At 72.4% G+C, this 18,254-nt stretch carries 15 protein-coding genes; 8 read left to right on the forward strand and 7 right to left on the reverse strand.

Annotation, left to right across the window (positions count from 1 at the left end):
* Positions 1-40 precede the first annotated feature (40 nt).
* The gene (gene glgP, locus HNR68_RS08405; RefSeq protein ID WP_179719251.1) at positions 41-2,590 is read left to right on the forward strand and encodes an alpha-glucan family phosphorylase; all 2,550 of its coding nucleotides are present in this window, start codon (positions 41-43) and stop codon (positions 2,588-2,590) included.
* 7 nt (positions 2,591-2,597) lie between these two features.
* Here the strand turns inward: glgP and HNR68_RS08410 are convergent, their stop codons facing one another.
* Positions 2,598-3,536: a GlxA family transcriptional regulator gene (locus HNR68_RS08410; protein ID WP_179719253.1), complete on the reverse strand. Its 939-nt coding sequence runs from the start codon at positions 3,534-3,536 to the stop codon at positions 2,598-2,600.
* 69 nt (positions 3,537-3,605) lie between these two features.
* Here HNR68_RS08410 and HNR68_RS08415 point away from each other — a divergent pair, with 69 nt between their 5' ends.
* Positions 3,606-4,550, forward strand: a complete 945-nt coding sequence (locus HNR68_RS08415; protein ID WP_246330412.1) for an NADP-dependent oxidoreductase — start codon at positions 3,606-3,608, stop codon at positions 4,548-4,550.
* Here HNR68_RS08415 and HNR68_RS08420 read toward each other — a convergent pair whose 3' ends face one another.
* The 3 genes from HNR68_RS08420 to HNR68_RS08430 form a co-directional block, all read right to left on the reverse strand.
* Entirely contained in the window at positions 4,551-5,711 is a 1,161-nt protein-coding gene (locus HNR68_RS08420; protein ID WP_343050000.1) for a hypothetical protein, read from the reverse strand.
* A gap of 126 nt (positions 5,712-5,837) precedes the next feature.
* Positions 5,838-6,266 carry a rhodanese-like domain-containing protein gene (locus HNR68_RS08425; RefSeq protein WP_179719255.1) on the reverse strand — a complete coding sequence of 143 codons (429 nt, stop codon included), beginning with the start codon at positions 6,264-6,266 and terminating at the stop codon, positions 5,838-5,840.
* Positions 6,263-6,859 (reverse strand): cysteine dioxygenase, encoded by a 597-nt coding sequence (locus tag HNR68_RS08430; RefSeq protein WP_179719257.1) that lies wholly within the window; start codon positions 6,857-6,859, stop codon positions 6,263-6,265. Before HNR68_RS08430 ends, HNR68_RS08425 begins: the two co-directional genes overlap by 4 nt.
* A 466-nt stretch (positions 6,860-7,325) precedes the next feature.
* On the opposite strand from HNR68_RS08430, the gene HNR68_RS08435 reads away from it, so the two are divergent.
* The 3 genes from HNR68_RS08435 (at position 7,326) to hrpA (ending at position 13,088) form a co-directional block, all read left to right on the forward strand.
* The gene (locus HNR68_RS08435; RefSeq protein WP_179724790.1) at positions 7,326-8,093 is read left to right on the forward strand and encodes an ABC transporter ATP-binding protein; all 768 of its coding nucleotides are present in this window, start codon (positions 7,326-7,328) and stop codon (positions 8,091-8,093) included.
* Between the two features lie 111 nt (positions 8,094-8,204).
* On the forward strand, positions 8,205-8,987 hold the full coding sequence (locus HNR68_RS08440; protein ID WP_179719259.1) for an enoyl-CoA hydratase-related protein: 783 nt from the start codon (positions 8,205-8,207) through the stop codon (positions 8,985-8,987).
* 159 nt (positions 8,988-9,146) lie between these two features.
* Positions 9,147-13,088 (forward strand): ATP-dependent RNA helicase HrpA, encoded by a 3,942-nt coding sequence (gene hrpA, locus HNR68_RS08445; RefSeq protein WP_179719261.1) that lies wholly within the window; start codon positions 9,147-9,149, stop codon positions 13,086-13,088.
* Positions 13,089-13,407: 319 nt separating this feature from the next.
* Here the strand turns inward: hrpA and HNR68_RS08450 are convergent, their stop codons facing one another.
* Entirely contained in the window at positions 13,408-14,253 is an 846-nt protein-coding gene (locus HNR68_RS08450; RefSeq protein ID WP_179719263.1) for a DegV family protein, read from the reverse strand.
* A 285-nt stretch (positions 14,254-14,538) separates the two neighbouring features.
* Here HNR68_RS08450 and HNR68_RS08455 point away from each other — a divergent pair, with 285 nt between their 5' ends.
* Both HNR68_RS08455 and HNR68_RS08460 read left to right on the forward strand, forming a co-directional pair.
* On the forward strand, positions 14,539-15,321 hold the full coding sequence (locus HNR68_RS08455) for an electron transfer flavoprotein subunit beta/FixA family protein (protein WP_179719265.1): 783 nt from the start codon (positions 14,539-14,541) through the stop codon (positions 15,319-15,321).
* A gap of 33 nt (positions 15,322-15,354) precedes the next feature.
* Entirely contained in the window at positions 15,355-16,305 is a 951-nt protein-coding gene (locus HNR68_RS08460) for an electron transfer flavoprotein subunit alpha/FixB family protein (protein ID WP_179719266.1), read from the forward strand.
* 58 nt (positions 16,306-16,363) lie between these two features.
* Here HNR68_RS08460 and rnhA read toward each other — a convergent pair whose 3' ends face one another.
* Together rnhA and HNR68_RS26700 are read right to left on the reverse strand one after the other, a co-directional pair.
* Positions 16,364-16,822 (reverse strand): ribonuclease HI, encoded by a 459-nt coding sequence (gene rnhA, locus HNR68_RS08465; RefSeq protein WP_179719268.1) that lies wholly within the window; start codon positions 16,820-16,822, stop codon positions 16,364-16,366.
* A gap of 144 nt (positions 16,823-16,966) precedes the next feature.
* Complete coding sequence (locus HNR68_RS26700) at positions 16,967-17,209, reverse strand: hypothetical protein (protein ID WP_246330413.1); 243 nt, start codon at positions 17,207-17,209, stop codon at positions 16,967-16,969.
* A 122-nt stretch (positions 17,210-17,331) separates the two neighbouring features.
* Here HNR68_RS26700 and HNR68_RS26705 point away from each other — a divergent pair, with 122 nt between their 5' ends.
* Positions 17,332-18,141 carry a glycosyltransferase gene (locus HNR68_RS26705; RefSeq protein ID WP_343050001.1) on the forward strand — a complete coding sequence of 270 codons (810 nt, stop codon included), beginning with the start codon at positions 17,332-17,334 and terminating at the stop codon, positions 18,139-18,141.
* Positions 18,142-18,254 lie beyond the last annotated feature (113 nt).

Genomic DNA, 18,254 nt, shown 5'->3' on the forward strand with positions numbered 1-18,254 from the left:
GTCCGCACGCCGCGGGACGGTCCGGTATATCGTCCGGCCCGTGAGAGCCGTCCACCGTTTCACCGTGCGCGCCCACCTGCCGGAACCGTTGAGCGCCCTCGGCACGCTGGCGACCAACCTCCGCTGGGCCTGGCACCCGCCGACGCAGGACCTGTTCGCGGCGGTCGACCCGCAGGTGTGGTCGGCGGTCGGCGGCGACCCGCTGCGACTGCTCGCCGAGGTGCCCGCCGACCGGCTGCGCCACCTGGCCGGTGACGAGGACTTCCTGGCCCGCACCCGGGCGGTCGCCGACGACCTGCGCCGCTACCTGACCGTGCCGCGCTGGTACCAGCAGCGGCAGGACGAGGGTGCCGAGCTGCCCGACTCCATCGCGTACTTCTCCATGGAGTTCGGCCTCACCGAGGCGCTGCCGAACTACTCCGGTGGTCTCGGCGTGCTCGCCGGGGACCACCTCAAGGCCGCCTCCGACCTCGGCGTGCCGATGATCGGCGTGGGCCTGCTGTACCGGTCGGGGTACTTCCGGCAGGCGCTGTCCACCGAGGGCTGGCAGGTGGAGCACTACCCGGTGCTGGACCCGCGCGGCCTGCCGCTGGAGATGCTGACCGGGGAGTCCGGGCAGCCGGTGCTGGTGCGGGTGGCGATGCCCGCGGGGCGCACCCTGCACGCCCGCATCTGGAAGGCCCAGGTCGGCCGGGTGCCGCTGCTGCTGCTGGACAGCGACCTGCCGGAGAACGACGACGACCTGCGCAGCACCACCGACCGGCTCTACGGCGGCGACGCCGAGCACCGGATCCGCCAGGAGATCCTGGCCGGCATCGGCGGCATGCGCGCGGTCCGCGCCTACTGCGAGCTCACCGGGCACCCGCAGCCCGAGGTCTTCCACACCAACGAGGGCCACGCCGGGTTCCTCGGCCTGGAGCGGGTGCGGGAGCTGCAGGAGGACCCGGGCCTGGAGTTCGACCAGGCGGTCGCGGCGGTGCGCGCCGGGACGGTGTTCACCACGCACACCCCGGTCCCGGCGGGCGTCGACCGGTTCCCGGTGGACCTGGTCCGGCACTACTTCGGCGACGGTTCCGAGCAGTCCCTGCTGCCCGGGGTGGCGACCGACCGCGTGCTGGCGCTGGGCGCCGAGGACAACCCCGGCATGTTCAACATGGCGCACATGGGCCTGCGGCTCGCCCAGCGCGCGAACGGGGTCTCGGAGCTGCACGGCCGGGTCATCCGCAAGATGTTCCGCGGCCTGTGGCCGGGCTTCGGGGTGGAGGAGATCCCGATCAGCACGGTGACCAACGGCGTGCACGGGCCGACGTGGTCGGCGCGGGAGCTGGGCAAGCTGCTCGGTGAGTCCGAGATGGACAGCGGGGCGGGCCTGCGCGGCATGGAACCGGTCAGCGACTCGCTGCTGTGGGAGCTGCGCTGCTCGCTGCGCGCGCGGCTGGTCGAGGAGGTGCGCCGCAGGCTGCGCACCGCGTGGTTGCAGCGGGGCGCGTCGGACCTCGAACTGGGTTGGTGCGACTCGGTGTTCGACCCGGACGTGCTGACCATCGGCTTCGCCCGCCGGGTGCCGACCTACAAGCGCGCGACGCTGATGCTGCGCGACACCGACCGGTTGCGGGAGCTGCTGCTCGACCCCGAGCGACCGGTGCAGATCGTGGTGGCCGGCAAGTCCCACCCGGCCGACGAGGGCGGCAAGGCGATGATCCAGCGGATCGTCAAGTTCGCCGACCAGGCCGACGTGCGCCACCGCATCGTGTTCCTGCCCGACTACGACATGTCGCTGGCGCGCTACCTGGTGTCCGGGTGCGACGTGTGGCTGAACAACCCGGTGCGGCCGCTGGAGGCGTGCGGCACGTCGGGGATGAAGGCGGCGCTCAACGGCGTGCTGAACCTGTCGGTGCGGGACGGCTGGTGGGACGAGATGTACGACGGCCACAACGGGTGGGCGATCCCCAACGCGGAGGGCGTCAGCGACCCCAACCGGCGGGACGACCTGGAGGCCGCGGCGCTGTACGAGCTGATCTCCGAGCACGTGGCCCCGATGTTCTACGAGCGCAACACCGACGGTGTGCCGGGCAAGTGGATGTCGATGGTGCGCCACACCCTGGCCACGCTGGGGCCGCGGGTGCAGGCCTCCCGGATGCTCCGCGAGTACGTCGACAACCACTACGGCCCGGCCGCGCGGTCGATGCGCGCCATGACCGCGGACGACTTCCGCGGGGCGCGGGAGATCGCGGACTACCGGGCGCGCCTGCAGGCGGCGTGGGACTGGGTCGCGGTCAGCGACACCGAGATGTCGGTGGCCGACGGGACGCCGTTGCTCGGCGGTCAGGTGACGGTGCGGGCGCGGGTCGACCTGGCCGGGCTCGATCCGTCCGATGTGGACGTCGAGGTGGTGGTGGGGCGCGTCGACGACTCCGACGTGCTGCACGACTTCGTCACCGAGTCCATGCACCCGACCGGCGACGGCCGCTACGAGGCGACCGTGACGCTGCCGCACGCCGGACCGGCCGGGTACACCGTCCGCGTGCTGCCGCGCCACCCGCTGCTGTCCGGTCCCGCCGAGCTCGGCAAGGTCGTCCTCGCCGGGTGACCGCTCCTCAGACCCCGGCGCGGAACGTGCGGCGGTAGGCCAGGGGCGCCACGCCGATCGCGGCGTGCAGGTGCTGGCGCAGGGAAGCCGCGGTGGCGAAGCCGACCTGGACGGCGATCTCGTCGACCGGCAGGTCGGTGGACTCCAGCAGGTGGCGGGCCCGCGCCACCCGCTGCTGGGTGAGCCACCGGCCCGGGCTGGTGCCGACCTCCTCGCGGAAGCGGCGGGCGAAGGTGCGACCGCTCATCCGCGCGTGCTCGGCCAGGTCGGCCAGCGACAGCGGCGTGTGCAGGTTCTCCAGCGCCCACGCCCGGGTCGCCGCGGTGCTGGACTCCCCGGGGTCGGGCACCGGTCGCTCGATGTACTGGGCCTGGCCGCCGTCCCGCCACGGCGGCACGACGCACAGCCTGGCCACCTGGTTGGCGACCTCGCTGCCGTGGTCGCTGCGCACGAGGTGCAGGCACACGTCCACGCCGGAGGCGGCGCCGGCCGAGGTCAGCACGTCACCGTCGTCGACGAACAGCACGTCCGGGTCCAGCTGCACGGCGGGGAACAGCCGCCGGAACCGCTCGGTCAGGCACCAGTGCGTGGTGGCCCGCCGGCCGTCGAGCACCCCCGCCGCCGCGAGGGCGAACGCGCCGGTGCAGATCGACACGGTGCGGGTGCCCGGCTGGATCCGCGCGAGCGCATCGGCCACCGGCCGCGGCAGCTCGGCGGTGGGTTCACCCAGGTCGTAGGGCGGGATGACCACGGTGTCCGCGGTGCGCAGCAGCTCCGGGCCGTGCTGCACGGCGATCGTGAAGTCGGCGTCGGTGCGCACCGGGCGGCCGTCGACGGTGCAGGTCAGGACCTCGTAGCGGTCGCCGGCGCTGCCGAACACGCGTTGCGGGACGCCGAGCTCGAACGGGTAGACGCCGTCGAGGGCGAGGACCACGACCCGGTGCATGGCAGGATCCTATCGAATGTTGGCGTTCTTGCCATTCCGCCGGAGCCTCCGATGGGGCAACCTCGAGGCATGAGTGCAACGATGCGTGCGATCAGGCAGGACGAGTTCGGTGGTCCGGAGGTGCTGCGCGAGGTCGAGCTGCCGCGCCCCGAGCCGGGGCCGAGCGAGGTGCTCGTCGAGGTGCACGCGGCCGGGCTGAACCCGACGGACTGGAAGCACCGCGCCCACGAGCTGTTCCTGGGCAAGCCGCCGTACGTGCTGGGCTGGGACGTCTCCGGCGTGGTGGTGGAGGTCGGCACCGGCGTCACCCTGCACAAGCCGGGCGACGAGGTGTTCGGCATGCTGCCCTACCCGCACGGCGTCGGCTCGCACGCCGAGTACGTGACCGGACCGGCCCGCGCGTTCGTCCGCAAGCCGTCCTCAGTGGACCACGTGCAGGCGGGGGCGATCCCGCTGGCGGCGCTGACCGCGTGGCAGGCGCTGGTGGACACCGCGGACCTGCAGGCCGGGCAGCGGGTCCTCATCCACGCCGCCGCGGGCGGCGTCGGGCACCTGGCCGTGCAGATCGCCAAGGCGCGCGGCGCGCACGTGATCGGCACGGCGAGCGCGGGCAAGCACGAGTTCCTGCGCGGCCTGGGCGCCGACGAGCTGATCGACTACCGGGAGGTCGACTTCGCCGAGGCGGTCCACGACGTCGACGTGGTGCTGGACCCCATCGCCGGCGACTACCGCAGCCGGTCGCTGCGCACCCTGCGGCCCGGTGGCGTGCTGGTCTCCATCCTCCCCTACGGCGAGGAGGAGCTGGCGGCCGAAGCCGCAGAGCGCGGCGTGCGCGCCGAGCTGATGCTCGTCGAGGCCGACCAGGCCGGCATGCGCGCCATCGCGGACCTCGTCGAGTCCGGCCGGCTGCGCGCCGAGATCGCCGCGACGTACCCGCTGGCGGAGGCGGCCAAGGCGCACGCGCAGGGCGAGACCGGCCGCACCACCGGGAAGATCGTGCTCACCGTCCGCTGATCACGCCACGGAGAGCCGTTGGCGGGTCTCGGTGACGCGCGGCGACCACGGGGCGAGCTCCTCGGCCTTCGCCAGCGCCTCGCGCGCGGCGGCGTTGTCGCGGCAGGCCATGTGGGCGCGGGCCAGCGTGACCAGGTCGTCGGCGCGGGACAGCGGGGTGTGGTTGTAGTCGGCCCCGGTCCGCGCCAGGCGGACCGCGGTCTCCGGGTCTCCCTCGATGAGCGCCAGCAACGCGTGGGTGCCGCTGAGCTCGAACTCGGGGTAGCCGAGCTTGGTGGCGTCCTCCAGCGCCTTCTTCGCGGTCGGCAGCAGCGACTCCGCGGGCAGCTGGCCGGCTTCGACCGCCTTGAACCCGAGACCCGCCAACCCGGCGAGCAGGTAGGACATCTTGCGCGGCGGGAGGTCGCCGTGCTCGGACAGGAACTTCAGCAGCGTCAGGACCCCCGGTGCGTACTCGCCGCGGGCCTCCAGCACCGAGACCTGGACGGACATCGTCGCGCTCAACCCCGGGTGCTCCTCGGCGAGGGCGTCGGCGTGGGACTGGGCCTCGTCGATCTCGCCGCGGCGCAGCGCTTCGTAGGCGCGCGCGGCCAACGGCGCGGCCACGAACTCGGCGCGTTCCTCGCCCTCCATCCGCGGCAGCGAGAAGAGCAGCCACCCGGTGGAGGTGGTGAGCGGGACGCGCTGCGGCCAGAGCTTGTAGAGCATCAGCGGCGTGACGGCGACGACGAAACCCCGCCAGAACGCCGAGTCGGCGAGCAGCCAGCCGCCCACGACGACCGCGACGCCGACCACGGCGGACAGCAGCCCGGCCAGCCAGCAGCGCAGGATCACCGGCGACCGCCAAGGGCCGATCTGGGCGCGCAACGTGATCGGCAGCGAGCGCACGGTGAACGTCACGTGCCCGACGGTCCAGGATGCGACCTCGCGCATCGCGCCGAAGATCACGTGCCGCACCCGCAGGCCGAACAGGACGGACCCGACGATCAACCCGAGCTGGGTGGCCATCGGGAGCAGCACCACCCCGACGAGAGCCCCGGCCCATCCCGCCGCGGTCCCGGCGAAGCCGGTGCCCGCGACGGCCTCCACGACAGCGACGACGACGGCCCCGGCGAACCCGGCCACGACCCACGGGCGGAACAACAGACTCTGCGATCGCACAAGGTCGGGAGCCTACGGGATCCCGCAGCGCCCCACGCCGCTTTCGCCCCAGGTCGGCCCGTGAGCACGGGAACCTCCCTGCCACCGGTGACAGGAAGGTTCCCGTGCTCGCCACCGGCGGTGCGGTCAGCCGACGCGGGTTGTGACCGGGAGCCCGGCCGCCTTCCAGGCGCGGAAACCGCCGGCCAGGTCGGTCGCGCGGCGCAGGCCGAGGCCCTGGGCCTGGGCGGCGGCGAGGCTGGAGGCGTAGCCCTCGTTGCAGACCAGCACCACCGGGCGGTCCGGGTGCAGGCCGTCGAGGCGGTGCCTGCCCGCCGGGTCCAGGCGCCACTCGAGGACGATCCGCTCGACGGTCAGCGCGCCGGGTATCTCGCCGTCGGCGAGGCGGTCGGACTCCGGCCGGATGTCGATGATCAGGCCGCCGTCCTGCTGCAGCGCGAACGCCTCCTCCGGGGAGACGCGGGCCAGCTTGTCCCGGGCTTCGGCGAGCAGGTGGTCGATGCCGAACGGCCCGGGCGGGACCTCGTCGGGGTGTCGCGGGGTCGGGATGGTCATCGGCGCACCTCCGGCTGCTGCGGGGGAACCTCGGCGAGGTCGGCGTAGTAGTGCACCGGCAGCAGCGGCGGCGAGTAGGCGTGCACGCTTGCCGAGTTCACCGAGCTGACGTTGCGCACCTGGTGGGCGCGCCCGCTGCCGAAGCCGACGCTCGACCCGACGTCGTGGTGCGCGGTGCGGACCGGGCCGGACGGGTAGCGGTAGTCCTCGCGGAGCGCCCCGAAGAGCACGGAGAACGAGCCGGACGCGCCGCCGTGGTCGTGCGGGGCGGTGCCCTGGCCGGGCGCCCACGACAGCAACCACAGTTCGACGCCGGCGGTCAGGGCGAGCTTGGCCCACCAGCGGTTCTCGTCGTCGACGCGGACGATGTCGAGCAGCGGGCCGGTCAGCTCGGAGGTGACCAGGCTGGTCAGGTCGCGCAGTTCGCGGGGCGTCCACACCGGGTGGTCCGGACGGACGAGGTCCCGCAGCAGGGGCAGGTCGACGCCGGGGTGCAGTTCCGCTTCGCCCAGCGCGGGCACGGGTTCGGTCGGGGTGTAGGCGGACAGGTGGGCGGTGGGCTGATCGGGCCGGTGCTGCTGCACAGCGCTCATGGCGTGTCTCCAGTTCGTGTGGTGCGGGAGCACGGCACGACACGGCAGCCCTGCGACGGAGCTGGGGAGGGCTGCGGGAGGTGGAGTGATTCGTCGAGCCGCGCGAACGGACCTGGGAGCGGAGCGGAACCGCGTCAGCAACAGGCGGCGGTGACGACCCGGAACAGGTCGATCACGCGATCGCGGGTGAGCAGCGAATCGGACACGTCGACGATCGTGGCACGCCCCGCAGGACCACGCCAGCACGATCTCGACCGTCCCGGATGGTGGGCGGCAACGCCCGGCCGGGCGAGCACCGGATCGCTCCCGCCCGCAGCCGCCGGAGTCGCGGACGGAACAATGGTGCGTGGAGCGGACCCGCCGGAGGGAGTGCGGCGGTCCTGGACCACGACGAACCGGGGGCGCCAGGCCGGGCGCTGCGGGCAGTCACAGCGGGGAGGTAGACGTGGACGACCTGGTCATCCGGATGGATGGCGTCGGTGTGCGGCGGGGGAACACCACGCTGGTGGCCGACGTGAACTGGTCGGTGGAGCTCGACGAGCGTTGGGTGGTGCTGGGGCCCAACGGGGCGGGCAAGACCACCCTGCTGAAGATGGCGAGCACGGAGATGCACCCGAGCGAGGGCACCGTCGACGTGCTGGGCGAGCGCCTGGGCAAGACCAACGTGTTCGACCTGCGTCCGCGCATCGGGCTGTGCTCGGCGGCCCTGACGACCCGCGTGCCGGGTGACGAGCTGGTCCGCGACGTCGTGGTCAGCGCGGGGTACTCGGTCCTCGGCCGGTGGCGCGAGGAGTACGACGACATCGACACCGACCGGGCCGCGGAGCTGCTCGACCTGCTCGGCGTCGGGCACCTGGCCGACCGCGAGTTCGGCACGCTGTCCGAAGGGGAGCGCAAGCGCACCACGATCGCGCGTGCCCTGATGACCGACCCCGAGCTGCTGCTGCTCGACGAGCCCGCGGCCGGTCTGGACCTCGGCGGCCGCGAGGACCTGGTCGCGCGGCTGTCCGCCCTGGCCATGGACCCCGACGCTCCCGCGTCCGTGCTGGTCACCCACCACGTCGAGGAGATCCCGCCCGGCTACACCCACGCCCTGCTGCTGCGCGAGGGCACCGTCGTCGCGCAGGGGTTGCTCGACGACGTGCTCACCGAGGACAACCTGTCCAAGACCTTCGACCAGGACCTGGAGCTGCAGCGCAGCGGCGACCGCTACTTCGCGCGGCGGCGCGGCTGAGCGGTCCCCGCGCGGGGTTCTGGCGCGTGCTGAGACCCGTGACACAGCAGGTGCGGCGCCGGGCGCGATAGCCTGCCCGGCGAGGTGGCGGTTCGACGAGGAGGTTGCCGCGTGGGCGAGTTCGTCAGGCTGGAAGTGGACGGCGCGATCGGGACGATCCGGCTGGATCGGCCCAAGATGAACGCGCTGAACCGGCAGATCGAGGGCGAGCTGCGGGAAGTCGCGATCGAGGCCGCCGAGCGCGACGACATCCGCGCAGTCATCGTCTACGGCGGGGAGAAGGTCTTCGCCGCGGGCGCGGACATCAAGGAGATGGCCGAGATGTCCTCTGGGGACATGGCGCGCAAGGAGCAGCGCGGCCTGTCCGACGCGATGAGCCAGGTCGCCGCGATCCCGAAGCCGACCGTCGCCGCGCTCACCGGGTACGCCCTCGGCGGCGGGTTCGAGCTGGCCCTGAGCTGCGACCGGCGCATCGCCGCCGACAACGTCAAGGTCGGTCAGCCGGAGATCCTGCTCGGCGTGATCCCCGGCGCCGGGGGCACGCAGCGGCTGGCGCGGCTGATCGGGCCGAGCAAGGCCAAGGACATCATCTTCACCGGCCGGCACGTCGACGCCCAGGAGGCGCTGGCGCTGGGCATGGTCGACGAGCTGGTGCCGCCGGACGAGGTGTACCCGGCGGCGCGGCGGTGGGCCGAGCAGTTCGTCAACGGGCCGGCCCGCGCCCTGGCCGCGGCCAAGGCGGCGATCGACGGCGGGTTGGACATGGACCTGGCCAACGGCCTGAAGCTGGAGACGCAGCTGTTCGCGGGCACGTTCGCAACCGAGGACCAGAAGATCGGTATGCGGTCGTTCATCGAGAACGGACCGGGCAAGGCGAAGTTCACCGGCAAGTGAGCCGGCCCTGCGCCCGGCGGCGGGACGCGACACCGCCGCCGGGCGCAGCGGGCGGGCGGCAGCCCGGCGCACCGGACAGCGCGGGGCCTCGCCGCGGGTGTGAGGGGCGCGAAATGCAGCGGCAGGTCCAGCGGTGCCTTCTCTATGCTGGACCGGAGTATGGGTACGTCTGTGAAATCTCCGCTGGCTGACCTGCGGGACCGCTTGCCCGAGCTGATGCTGCACGACCAGCGTCGGCTGCGCCGCCGCATCGAGGGCGCTCGCAAGATCCGCGATCCGGAGGCCCTGCGGTCGGTGGCCGCGGAGATCGCCGCCGACGTCGACGCCGCGGAGCTGCGCGTGCAGAACCGGCGTGCGCACGTGCCCGAGGTCCGCTACCCGGAGAGCCTGCCGGTCAGCCAGCGCCGGGACGACCTGCTCGCCGCGATCCGCGATCACCAGGTCGTCATCGTCGCTGGTGAGACGGGCTCCGGCAAGACGACCCAGCTGCCCAAGATGTGCCTGGAGCTCGGCCGCGGCATCAAGGGCATGATCGGCCACACCCAGCCCCGCCGGCTGGCCGCCCGCACCGTCGCGGAGCGGATCGCCGAGGAGCTCGGCACCGAGCTCGGCGGCGCGATCGGCTACCAGGTCCGGTTCACCGAACGCGCGAGCGAGGACACGCTGGTCAAGCTGATGACCGACGGCATCCTGCTCGCTGAGATCCAGCACGACCGGCTGCTGCGCCGCTACGACACGATCATCATCGACGAGGCGCACGAGCGCAGCCTCAACATCGACTTCCTGCTCGGCTACCTCAAGCAGCTGCTGCCGCGCCGCCCCGACCTCAAGGTGATCATCACCTCGGCGACCATCGACCCGGAGCGGTTCTCGCGGCACTTCGACGACGCGCCGGTGGTCGAGGTCTCCGGCCGCACCTACCCGGTCGAGGTGCGGTACCGGCCGCTGGTGGACGACTCGGACGAGTCCGAGGACGTGGTGCGCGACCAGACCCAGGCGATCTGCGACGCGGTCGACGAGCTCTGCGCCGAGGGGCCCGGCGACATCCTGGTGTTCCTCAGCGGGGAGCGGGAGATCCGGGACACCGAGGACGCACTGCGCCAGCAGCAGCGCAGCGGCACCGAGATCCTCCCGCTGTACGCGCGGTTGTCGGCCGCCGAGCAGCACCGCGTTTTCCAGCCGCACTCCGGTCGCCGGATCGTGCTGGCCACCAACGTGGCCGAGACGTCGCTGACGGTGCCGGGCATCAAGTACGTCATCGACCCGGGCACCGCGCGCATCTCCCGGTACAGCTTCCGCACCAAGGTGCAGCGGTTGCCGATCGAGCCGATCTCGCAGGCGTCGGCGAACCAGCGCAAGGGCCGCTGCGGCCGCGTCTCCGAGGGCATCTGCATCCGGCTCTACTCCGAAGAGGACTTCCTGTCCCGGCCGGAGTTCACCGACCCGGAGATCCGGCGCACGCACCTGGCCTCGGTGATCCTGCAGATGACCTCCCTGGGGCTCGGCGAGATCGAGTCCTTCCCGTTCGTGGAGCCGCCGGACCGCAGGCAGATCACCGACGGCGTGAACCTGCTGCAGGAGCTGGGCGCGCTGGACAGCTCGAAGACCGAGCTGTCCAAGCGGTTGACGCCGATCGGCCGCAAGCTCGCGCAGCTGCCGATCGACCCGCGGCTGGCCCGGATGGTGCTCGAGGGCGACCGCAACGGGTGCCTGCACGAGGTGCTGGTGATCGTCGCGGCACTGTCCATCCAGGACCCGCGCGAGCGGCCGACCGACAAGCAGGAGGCGGCCGACCAGAAGCACGCGCGGTTCGTGGACAAGGAAGTCGGCTCCGACTTCATGACCTACCTCGCCATGTGGCGGTACCTGCGCGAGCAGCAGCGGGAGCTGTCCTCCAACCAGTTCCGCAAGCTGTGCCGCGCGGACTTCCTCAACTACCTGCGGGTCCGCGAGTGGCAGGACCTCTACGGCCAGCTGCGGCAGATGGTCCGGCAGATGGGCATGACGCTCAACGACCAGGAGGCCGACCCGGCGCGGATCCACCAGTCGCTGCTGGCCGGTCTGCTCTCGCACGTCGGCCTCAAGGAGGTCGAGAAGAAGAACGGGCAGCCGGGGCGCGGCGCCAACGAGTACCAGGGCGCCCGCAACGCCAAGTTCGCCGTGTTCCCGGGCTCGTCGTTGTTCAAGAAGCCGCCGCGCTGGGTGATGGCGGCCGAGTTGGTGGAGACCTCCCGCCTGTGGGCGCGCATCGTCGCGCGGATCGAGCCGGAGTGGGTGGAGCGGCTCGCGCAGCACCTGGTCAAGCGCAGCTACAGCGAACCGCACTGGGAGAAGGGCCGGGCGGCCGTGGTGGCCTACGAGCGGGTCACCCTCTACGGCATCCCGCTGGTGGTCGGCCGCAAGGTCAACTACGGGCGCATCGACCCGGAGCTCAGCCGCGAGCTGTTCATCCGCCACGCGCTGGTGGAGGGCGACTGGGACACCCGGCACGAGTTCTTCCACCAGAACCGGGCGCTGCTCGACGAGGTCGAGGACCTGGAGGAGCGCGCGCGGCGGCGCGACATCCTGGTCGACGACGAGACCCTGTTCGAGTTCTACGACCAGCGCGTCGGCGCCGAGGTGGTCTCCGGTCGGCACTTCGACTCGTGGTGGAAGAAGGTCCGCCGCGAGCAGCCCGACCTGCTCAACTTCGAGAAGTCGATGCTGATCAACCAGCAGTCGGCGGCGGTGAGCGACCGGGACTACCCGGACACCTGGGAGCAGGGCGGGCTGGAGCTGGCGCTGTCCTACCAGTTCGAGCCCGGGTCCGATGCGGACGGTGTCACCGTGCACATCCCGCTGCCGGTGCTGAACCAGGTGGACCCCAGCGGCTTCGAGTGGCAGATCCCCGGGCTGCGCGAGGAACTCGTCACCGCGCTGCTGAAGTCGTTGCCGAAGGCGCTGCGCCGCAACTTCGTGCCGGCCCCAGACTTCGCCAAGGCGGTGCTCTCCCGCGTCGAGCCCCTGGCCGCTCCGCTGCTGGAGAGCCTGCAGCAGGGCCTCCAGCGGATGACCGGGGTCGCGGTGTCGAGCACCGACTGGGACCTGGACAAGGTGCCGGACCACCTGAAGATGACCTTCCGGGTGGTGGACGGCAAGGGGCGCACGCTGGCCGAGTCCAAGGACCTGGAGGCGCTCAAGCGCAAGCTCAAGCCGAAGCTGCGCGCGGAGATCTCCGCCGCTGCCGACGACATCGAGCAGCGCGGGCTGCGCTCCTGGAGCTTCGGCGAGCTGCCGCGCACCTTCGTGCAGCAGCGCTCCGGGCACTCGGTGAGGGCCTACCCGGCGCTCGTCGACGACGGCGACAGCGTCGCGGTGCGAATGTTCGACACCGAGGAGGACCAGCGGCGGGCGCTGTGGGCCGGCACCCGCCGGCTGCTGCTGCTGAACCTGCCGTCGCCGGTGAAGTCCATCCAGCGCGGCATGAGCAGCACCACCCGCCTGGTGCTGGGCGGGAGCCGGTACGGCGACCTCACCACCGTGCTCGAGGACTGCGTCCGCTGCGCCGTCGACAAGCTGATGGCCGACAACGGCGGACCGGTCTGGGACGAGGCGGCGTTCACCGCGCTGCAGGAGAAGGTGCGGGCGCAGCTGGGCGCGGTCACCGTCGAGGCGGTGTCCGCGGTGGAGAAGGTGCTCACCACCGCGCAGCGGGTCGAGACCACGCTCGCGGACCGGGCGCGGGTGCTGCCGGCGGAGTCGCACGCCGACATCCGCGACCAGCTGGATTCCTTGCTGCGCCCCGGTTTCGTGACCGCGACCGGGTTCGCCCGGCTGCCCGACCTGGTGCGCTACCTGCGCGCGATCGAGCACCGGCTGGACAAGGTCCAGTACCACCCGCAGCGCGACCGCGAGTGGATGTACCAGGTGGACGAGGTCGAACAGCGGTACCGCGACCTGCTGGCCGCGGTGCCGGAGGGGCGTGCCCCGAGCGAGGCCCTGCTGCACGTCGGCTGGATGATCGAGGAGCTGCGGGTGAGCCTGTTCGCGCAGACGCTCGGCACCGCGTACCCGGTGTCGGTCAAGCGCATCCACCGCGCGATGGACAAGCTGGCGGGCTGAGCGGACCAGGCGGAGCAGCACGGTGGTGCGCGACATGGGAGTCCTCCGGGCTCGAGCGGTGGGCGGCGCACCGCGGCGCGGGCTGGGGACCCGGAGCGCTTCGCGGTGCCTCGCTCTCGAGTGTCCGGGCTCGAACGCCCGTTCGCATCACTCGTCGGAGTGGAAGTCGCGTGAAGACCCCTCGGAGGCAACGGGTTTCGCGGGGGGCGCGCTGACCGGCGCGCACGGGCGCCCGCCGTCCGGCGTGGCGTGACCGCGGCAGCGGCTCCGTGGTCCGGGACGCGGGCGGCGACGGGTTCGGGGCTCGGGCGGGGGAGCGTCAGCTCGCGGGGGACACGGTGATGCCGAGCGCGCCCGGTCCGGCGTGGGCGCCCAGGATCGCGCTGGTCTCCTCCACGATGGCGCGGCGGACCTGGGGCAGCTTCGACCGCAGCTCGTCGAGCACCTGCTGGGCGCGGTCACCGAACTGGAAGTGCTCGACGCCGACGTCCACCGGGTTGTTCCCGGCCCGCTGGACGGCGGTGCTGACGGCCTTCTTGAGGGCGCGCTCGATCCCGACCCCCTTGGCGTGCTGGTCGATGACGCCGTCCTTGAGCGCCAGCACCGGCTTGATCGACAACGCGTGGCCGAGCCACGCCTGGGCCCGGCCGATCCGGCCGCCGCGCTGCAGGTGCTCGAGCGTGTCCACGTAGAGCAGCTGGGTCGTGCCGCGCAGGCGGCGGTCCAGCACGCCCATCACGCCCTGCGAGGTCGCGCCGGCCGCAGCCGCCTCGGCCGCGGCGATGACCGAGAACCCGAGGCTGAGGCCGACCAGTCGCGAGTCGACCACGTAGACCGGGATGCCGATCTCGGTCGCCGCGGTGCGCGCGGACTCGCACGTGCGGGACAGGCCTTCGGAGATGTGCACCGAGATGATCGCCTCGGCGCCCGCCGCCACGGCGTCGCTGTAGTTCCAGAAGAAGGCGGGCGGCGGCGGTTCGCTGGTGGCCACCGGGGTGCCCTGGCGCATGGCCTCGGCCAGCTGCGGGTGCGGGACCCGCCGCTCGTCGTTGTACTCGTCGCCGACCTTCAACTCGAGCTGGACGATGGAGATGCCCAGCTGTTCGGCGACATCGACCGGGATGGAAGCCGTCGAGTCCGTCACGATGGCGACGCGTTGCCTCATGCGGTCAGGCTACTAAGGGGTAAACAGCTTTCCCATCTGCCCCGAGTGGATGTCCTGTATCACTTCGGTCGCACCGCGGTCGACGATGGTGAGTACTGTCACGTGCACGACTCGGTTGTCCTCGCGCTACCGGCGAGTAACATCGTCGGTGGTTGGCATCACTGTGCTTTTGACCCAGGGGCATGGCAAGGTCAACCTACCCGGACCGCACAGCGCCGGGTCCGCAAGCAGAGCCGCTGGAGGGCCAGCGAGCGTCGTCAGTCCGCAGGAGGTCGAAGAGGGCCCATGAACATCGTCGTCCTGGTCAAGCAGGTGCCCGACACGTATTCCGAGCGGAAGCTCAAGGATGCGGATCACGTGTTGGACCGTGAATCGGCCGATGCGGTTTTGGATGAGATCAACGAGCGCGCGGTGGAAGAGGCGCTGTTGATCAAGGAGGCGCAGGGCGGCGAGGTGACCGTCGTGTGCATGGGTCCGGACCGGGCGACCGACGCGATCCGCAAGGCGCTGTCGATGGGTGCCGACAAGGCGGTGCACCTGTCCGATGACGCGCTGCAGGGCACCGACGCCCCGGCGACCGCGCGTGCGCTGGCCAAGGTGATCGGCACCGTGGAGGGTGTCGACCTGGTGATCGCGGGCAACGAGTCCACCGACGGCCGGGCCGGTGCGGTGCCGGCGATGGTCGCCGAGGTGCTGGGCTGGCCGCAGCTGACCTACGCCCGCAAGGTGACCACCGACGGCTCCACCGTGACCATCGAGCGGGAGACCGACGCGGGCGTGTTCACCGTGGAGGCGGCGCTGCCGGCCGTGGTGAGCGTGACGGAGAAGATCAACGAGCCGCGGTACCCGTCCTTCAAGGGCATCATGGCCGCGAAGAAGAAGCCGGTGACGGTGCTGAGCCTGGCGGACGCCGGGATCGACGCCAGCGAGGTCGGGCTGGCCAACGCCGCCTCGCAGGTCGTCGCCTCGGCGCCGAAGCCGCCGAAGTCCGGTGGTGTCAAGGTGACCGACGAGGGCGAGGGCGGCGTGCAGGTGGCCGACTTCCTGGCCGCCGAGAAGCTGCTCTGAGTCGTTCACGGATTTTCGAGGAGGCGTTTTTCAATGGCTGAGGTTCTGGTCCTCGTCGATCACGTGGACGGCGAGGTCAAGAAGGTCACCTACGAGCTGCTGACCGCGGCGCGCCGCCTGGGCGAGCCGTCCGCGGTCGTGGTCGGCGAGCCGGGCACCGCCGAGAAGCTGGCCGAGTCGCTGGGCTCCTACGGCGCGGCCAAGGTGTACGCGGCGGAGTCCGCGGAGGCCACGCAGTTCCTGGTCACCCCGCAGGTCGACGTGCTCGCCTCGCTGGTGGGCTCGGTGTCGCCGGCGGCGGTGCTGGTCCCGGCCTCGATCGACGGCAAGGAGATCGCCGGTCGCCTGGCGGTGCGCACCGGTTCCGGTCTGCTGTCGGAGGTCGTGGACGTCGACTCCGAGGGCACGGCGTCGCACTCGCTGTTCGGTGGCACCTACGACGCGACCGCGAAGGTCACCAAGGGCACCCCGGTCATCGCCGTGCAGCCGGGCAGCATCGAGGCCGAGCAGGCCTCCGGTGCCGCGACGGTCGAGCAGGTCGAGGTCCCGGCCGGCTCGGGCGCGAAGATCACCGCCCGCCAGCCCGCCGAGGCCGGGGACCGGCCCGAGCTGACCGAGGCGTCCATCGTGGTCTCCGGTGGCCGCGGTGTCGGTTCCGCCGAGAACTTCGAGGTCGTCGAGAAGCTCGCCGACACCCTGGGTGCTGCGGTGGGTGCCTCGCGTGCCGCGGTGGACTCCGGCTACTACCCGCACCAGTTCCAGGTCGGGCAGACCGGCAAGACCGTGTCCCCGCAGCTCTACATCGCCCTGGGCATCTCCGGTGCGATCCAGCACCGCGCCGGCATGCAGACCTCCAAGACGATCGTCGCGGTCAACAAGGACCCGGAGGCGCCGATCTTCGAGATCGCCGACTACGGCGTCGTGGGCGACCTGTTCAAGGTCGCGCCGCAGCTGACCGAGGAGATCACCAAGCGCAAGGGCTGACGCGTTTCCTGCCCGAGGGCGGGTCGCACCTCAGGTGCGGCCCGCCCTTCGCGTTCGGTCAGGCCGCGCGGGCCTCGTCCCGGCCCCGGCAGGCGAGCCGGTCGGCGCGCTCGTTCTCGGGGTGGCCGCTGTGGCCCTTCACCCACTCCCACTGCACGTCGCCGTGCCGGGCGCACTCGGCGTCCAGGCGCTGCCACAGCTCGACGTTCTTGACCGGCTTCTTCGCCGACGTCATCCAGCCGTTGCGCTTCCAGCCGCGCATCCACTCCGTGATGCCCTTGAGCACGTAGGTGCTGTCGGTGTGGATGCGCACCGCGGGCATCGGGCGGGTCAGGGCGGCGAGGCCCTCGATCACCGCCGTGAGCTCCATCTTGTTGTTCGTCGTGACGGCTTCCCCGCCGTAGAGCTCGCGCTCGTGCTCGCCGTAGCGCAGCACGACGCCCCAGCCGCCCGGGCCGGGGTTCCCGCTGCATGCGCCGTCGGTGTAGAGGTCGACGCGGTCGGTCGTTGGCTGCATGCCCCGGAACCTAGCCGCCGCCGACGTGTCGACGCGGCGCGGGTGACCGGGAGGTTCCCGTGCTCACGGGAATCGGCCTGCGGCGTCGTGCCGCGTGGTGGCATGGTCGGCCGACGTGCGGATCGTGTTCACCACTGCGCCCGGTCACGGGCTGATGTTCCCGGTCGTGCCGCTGGTCTGGGCGGCGCGGGTCGCGGGGCACGAGGTGTTGCTGGCCACCACCGGCGAGATGGTCGGCGCCGGGGCGCGGGCGGGTTGCCGGTGGCCGACGTGCCGCCGGACCACGACGTGTGGCAGGAGCTGGTGCGCGTCGCGCGCGACGAGGAGCCGACGGCCGAGTTCGAGCGGTCCCTCGCCGCGCGGGGCCTGACCGAGGCGTACGCGCACGTGCCGACGGACGGCGGGCCGTTCTCGCTGACCATGACGCAGGGCGCGATCGAGGTGGGGCGGGCCTTCGGCGCCGACCTCGTCGTGCACACCACCGACCACCCGCGGGCCGGCTGGCCGCGGTGGCGCTCGGGGTGCCGGTGCGGGAGGTCGGCAACCGGGTCTCCTGGTCGACCCGGGACGGCGGCTTCGGGCGGAGGTTCGACGAGGACACCGCGATGTCCCGGCCGCTGCGGGCCCGGCTGGGCATCCCGGACGGGGCTCCGGAGGTGGTCGCGCGGATCGATCCGCGACCGCCGAGCACGGGCGGGCTGAGCGGGGACGAGGTCGACGAGGCGGACGGCGTGCCGTGGTGGCCGATGCGGTTCGTGCCGTTGCACGGCGGGTGCGCGGTGCCGGCCTGGGCGTTGCAGCGGCCGGAGCGACCGCGGATCGGCGTCACGCTCGGCACCGTGGTGCCGACGACGGCCGGCACGAGCACCGCCTCCGTGGTCGTCGAGGCGCTCGGGGACCTCGACGTGGACGTGGTGCCGACCGGGCGGGAGCCGGACCTCGCCGACGTCGCGCCGCTGCCGGACAACGCGCGGGCGGTGGGTTTCCCGCCGCTGTCGGCGTTCCTGCCGATCAGTGCGCTGCTGGTGCACCACGGTGGGTCGGGGACCACGGCGGCCGCGCTGCACCACGGCGTGCCGCAGCTGCTGCTGCCGTCCTTCGCGGACGACGCGATGTCGGCCGAGCGGGGCGTGGACCGCGGCGTCGGCCCCGCCCACGATCCGGCCACAGTGGACGCCGAGCTGGTGCGCTCCGCCGTGCGCGCGCTGCTCGACGACCCCGCGTTCGCGGAGGCCGCGCGTGAGGTCAGCGCGGAGATGGCCACCCAGCCGAGCCCGGCTCCGGTGCTGGAGGGCGCGATCTCCCAGCGCGTCGGGTGAGCACCGGGACCTCGCGCTCCGTGCGCTGGTCAGGTGTGCCGGCCGGGGGGGCGCGCGGCGGTACCCGCCCGCGGCTCGCGGCGGGTCACCCGGTGCCGGACCGAGTTCGGCCT

The organism is Saccharopolyspora hordei (assembly GCF_013410345.1).
Taxonomy (GTDB): domain Bacteria; phylum Actinomycetota; class Actinomycetes; order Mycobacteriales; family Pseudonocardiaceae; genus Saccharopolyspora; species Saccharopolyspora hordei.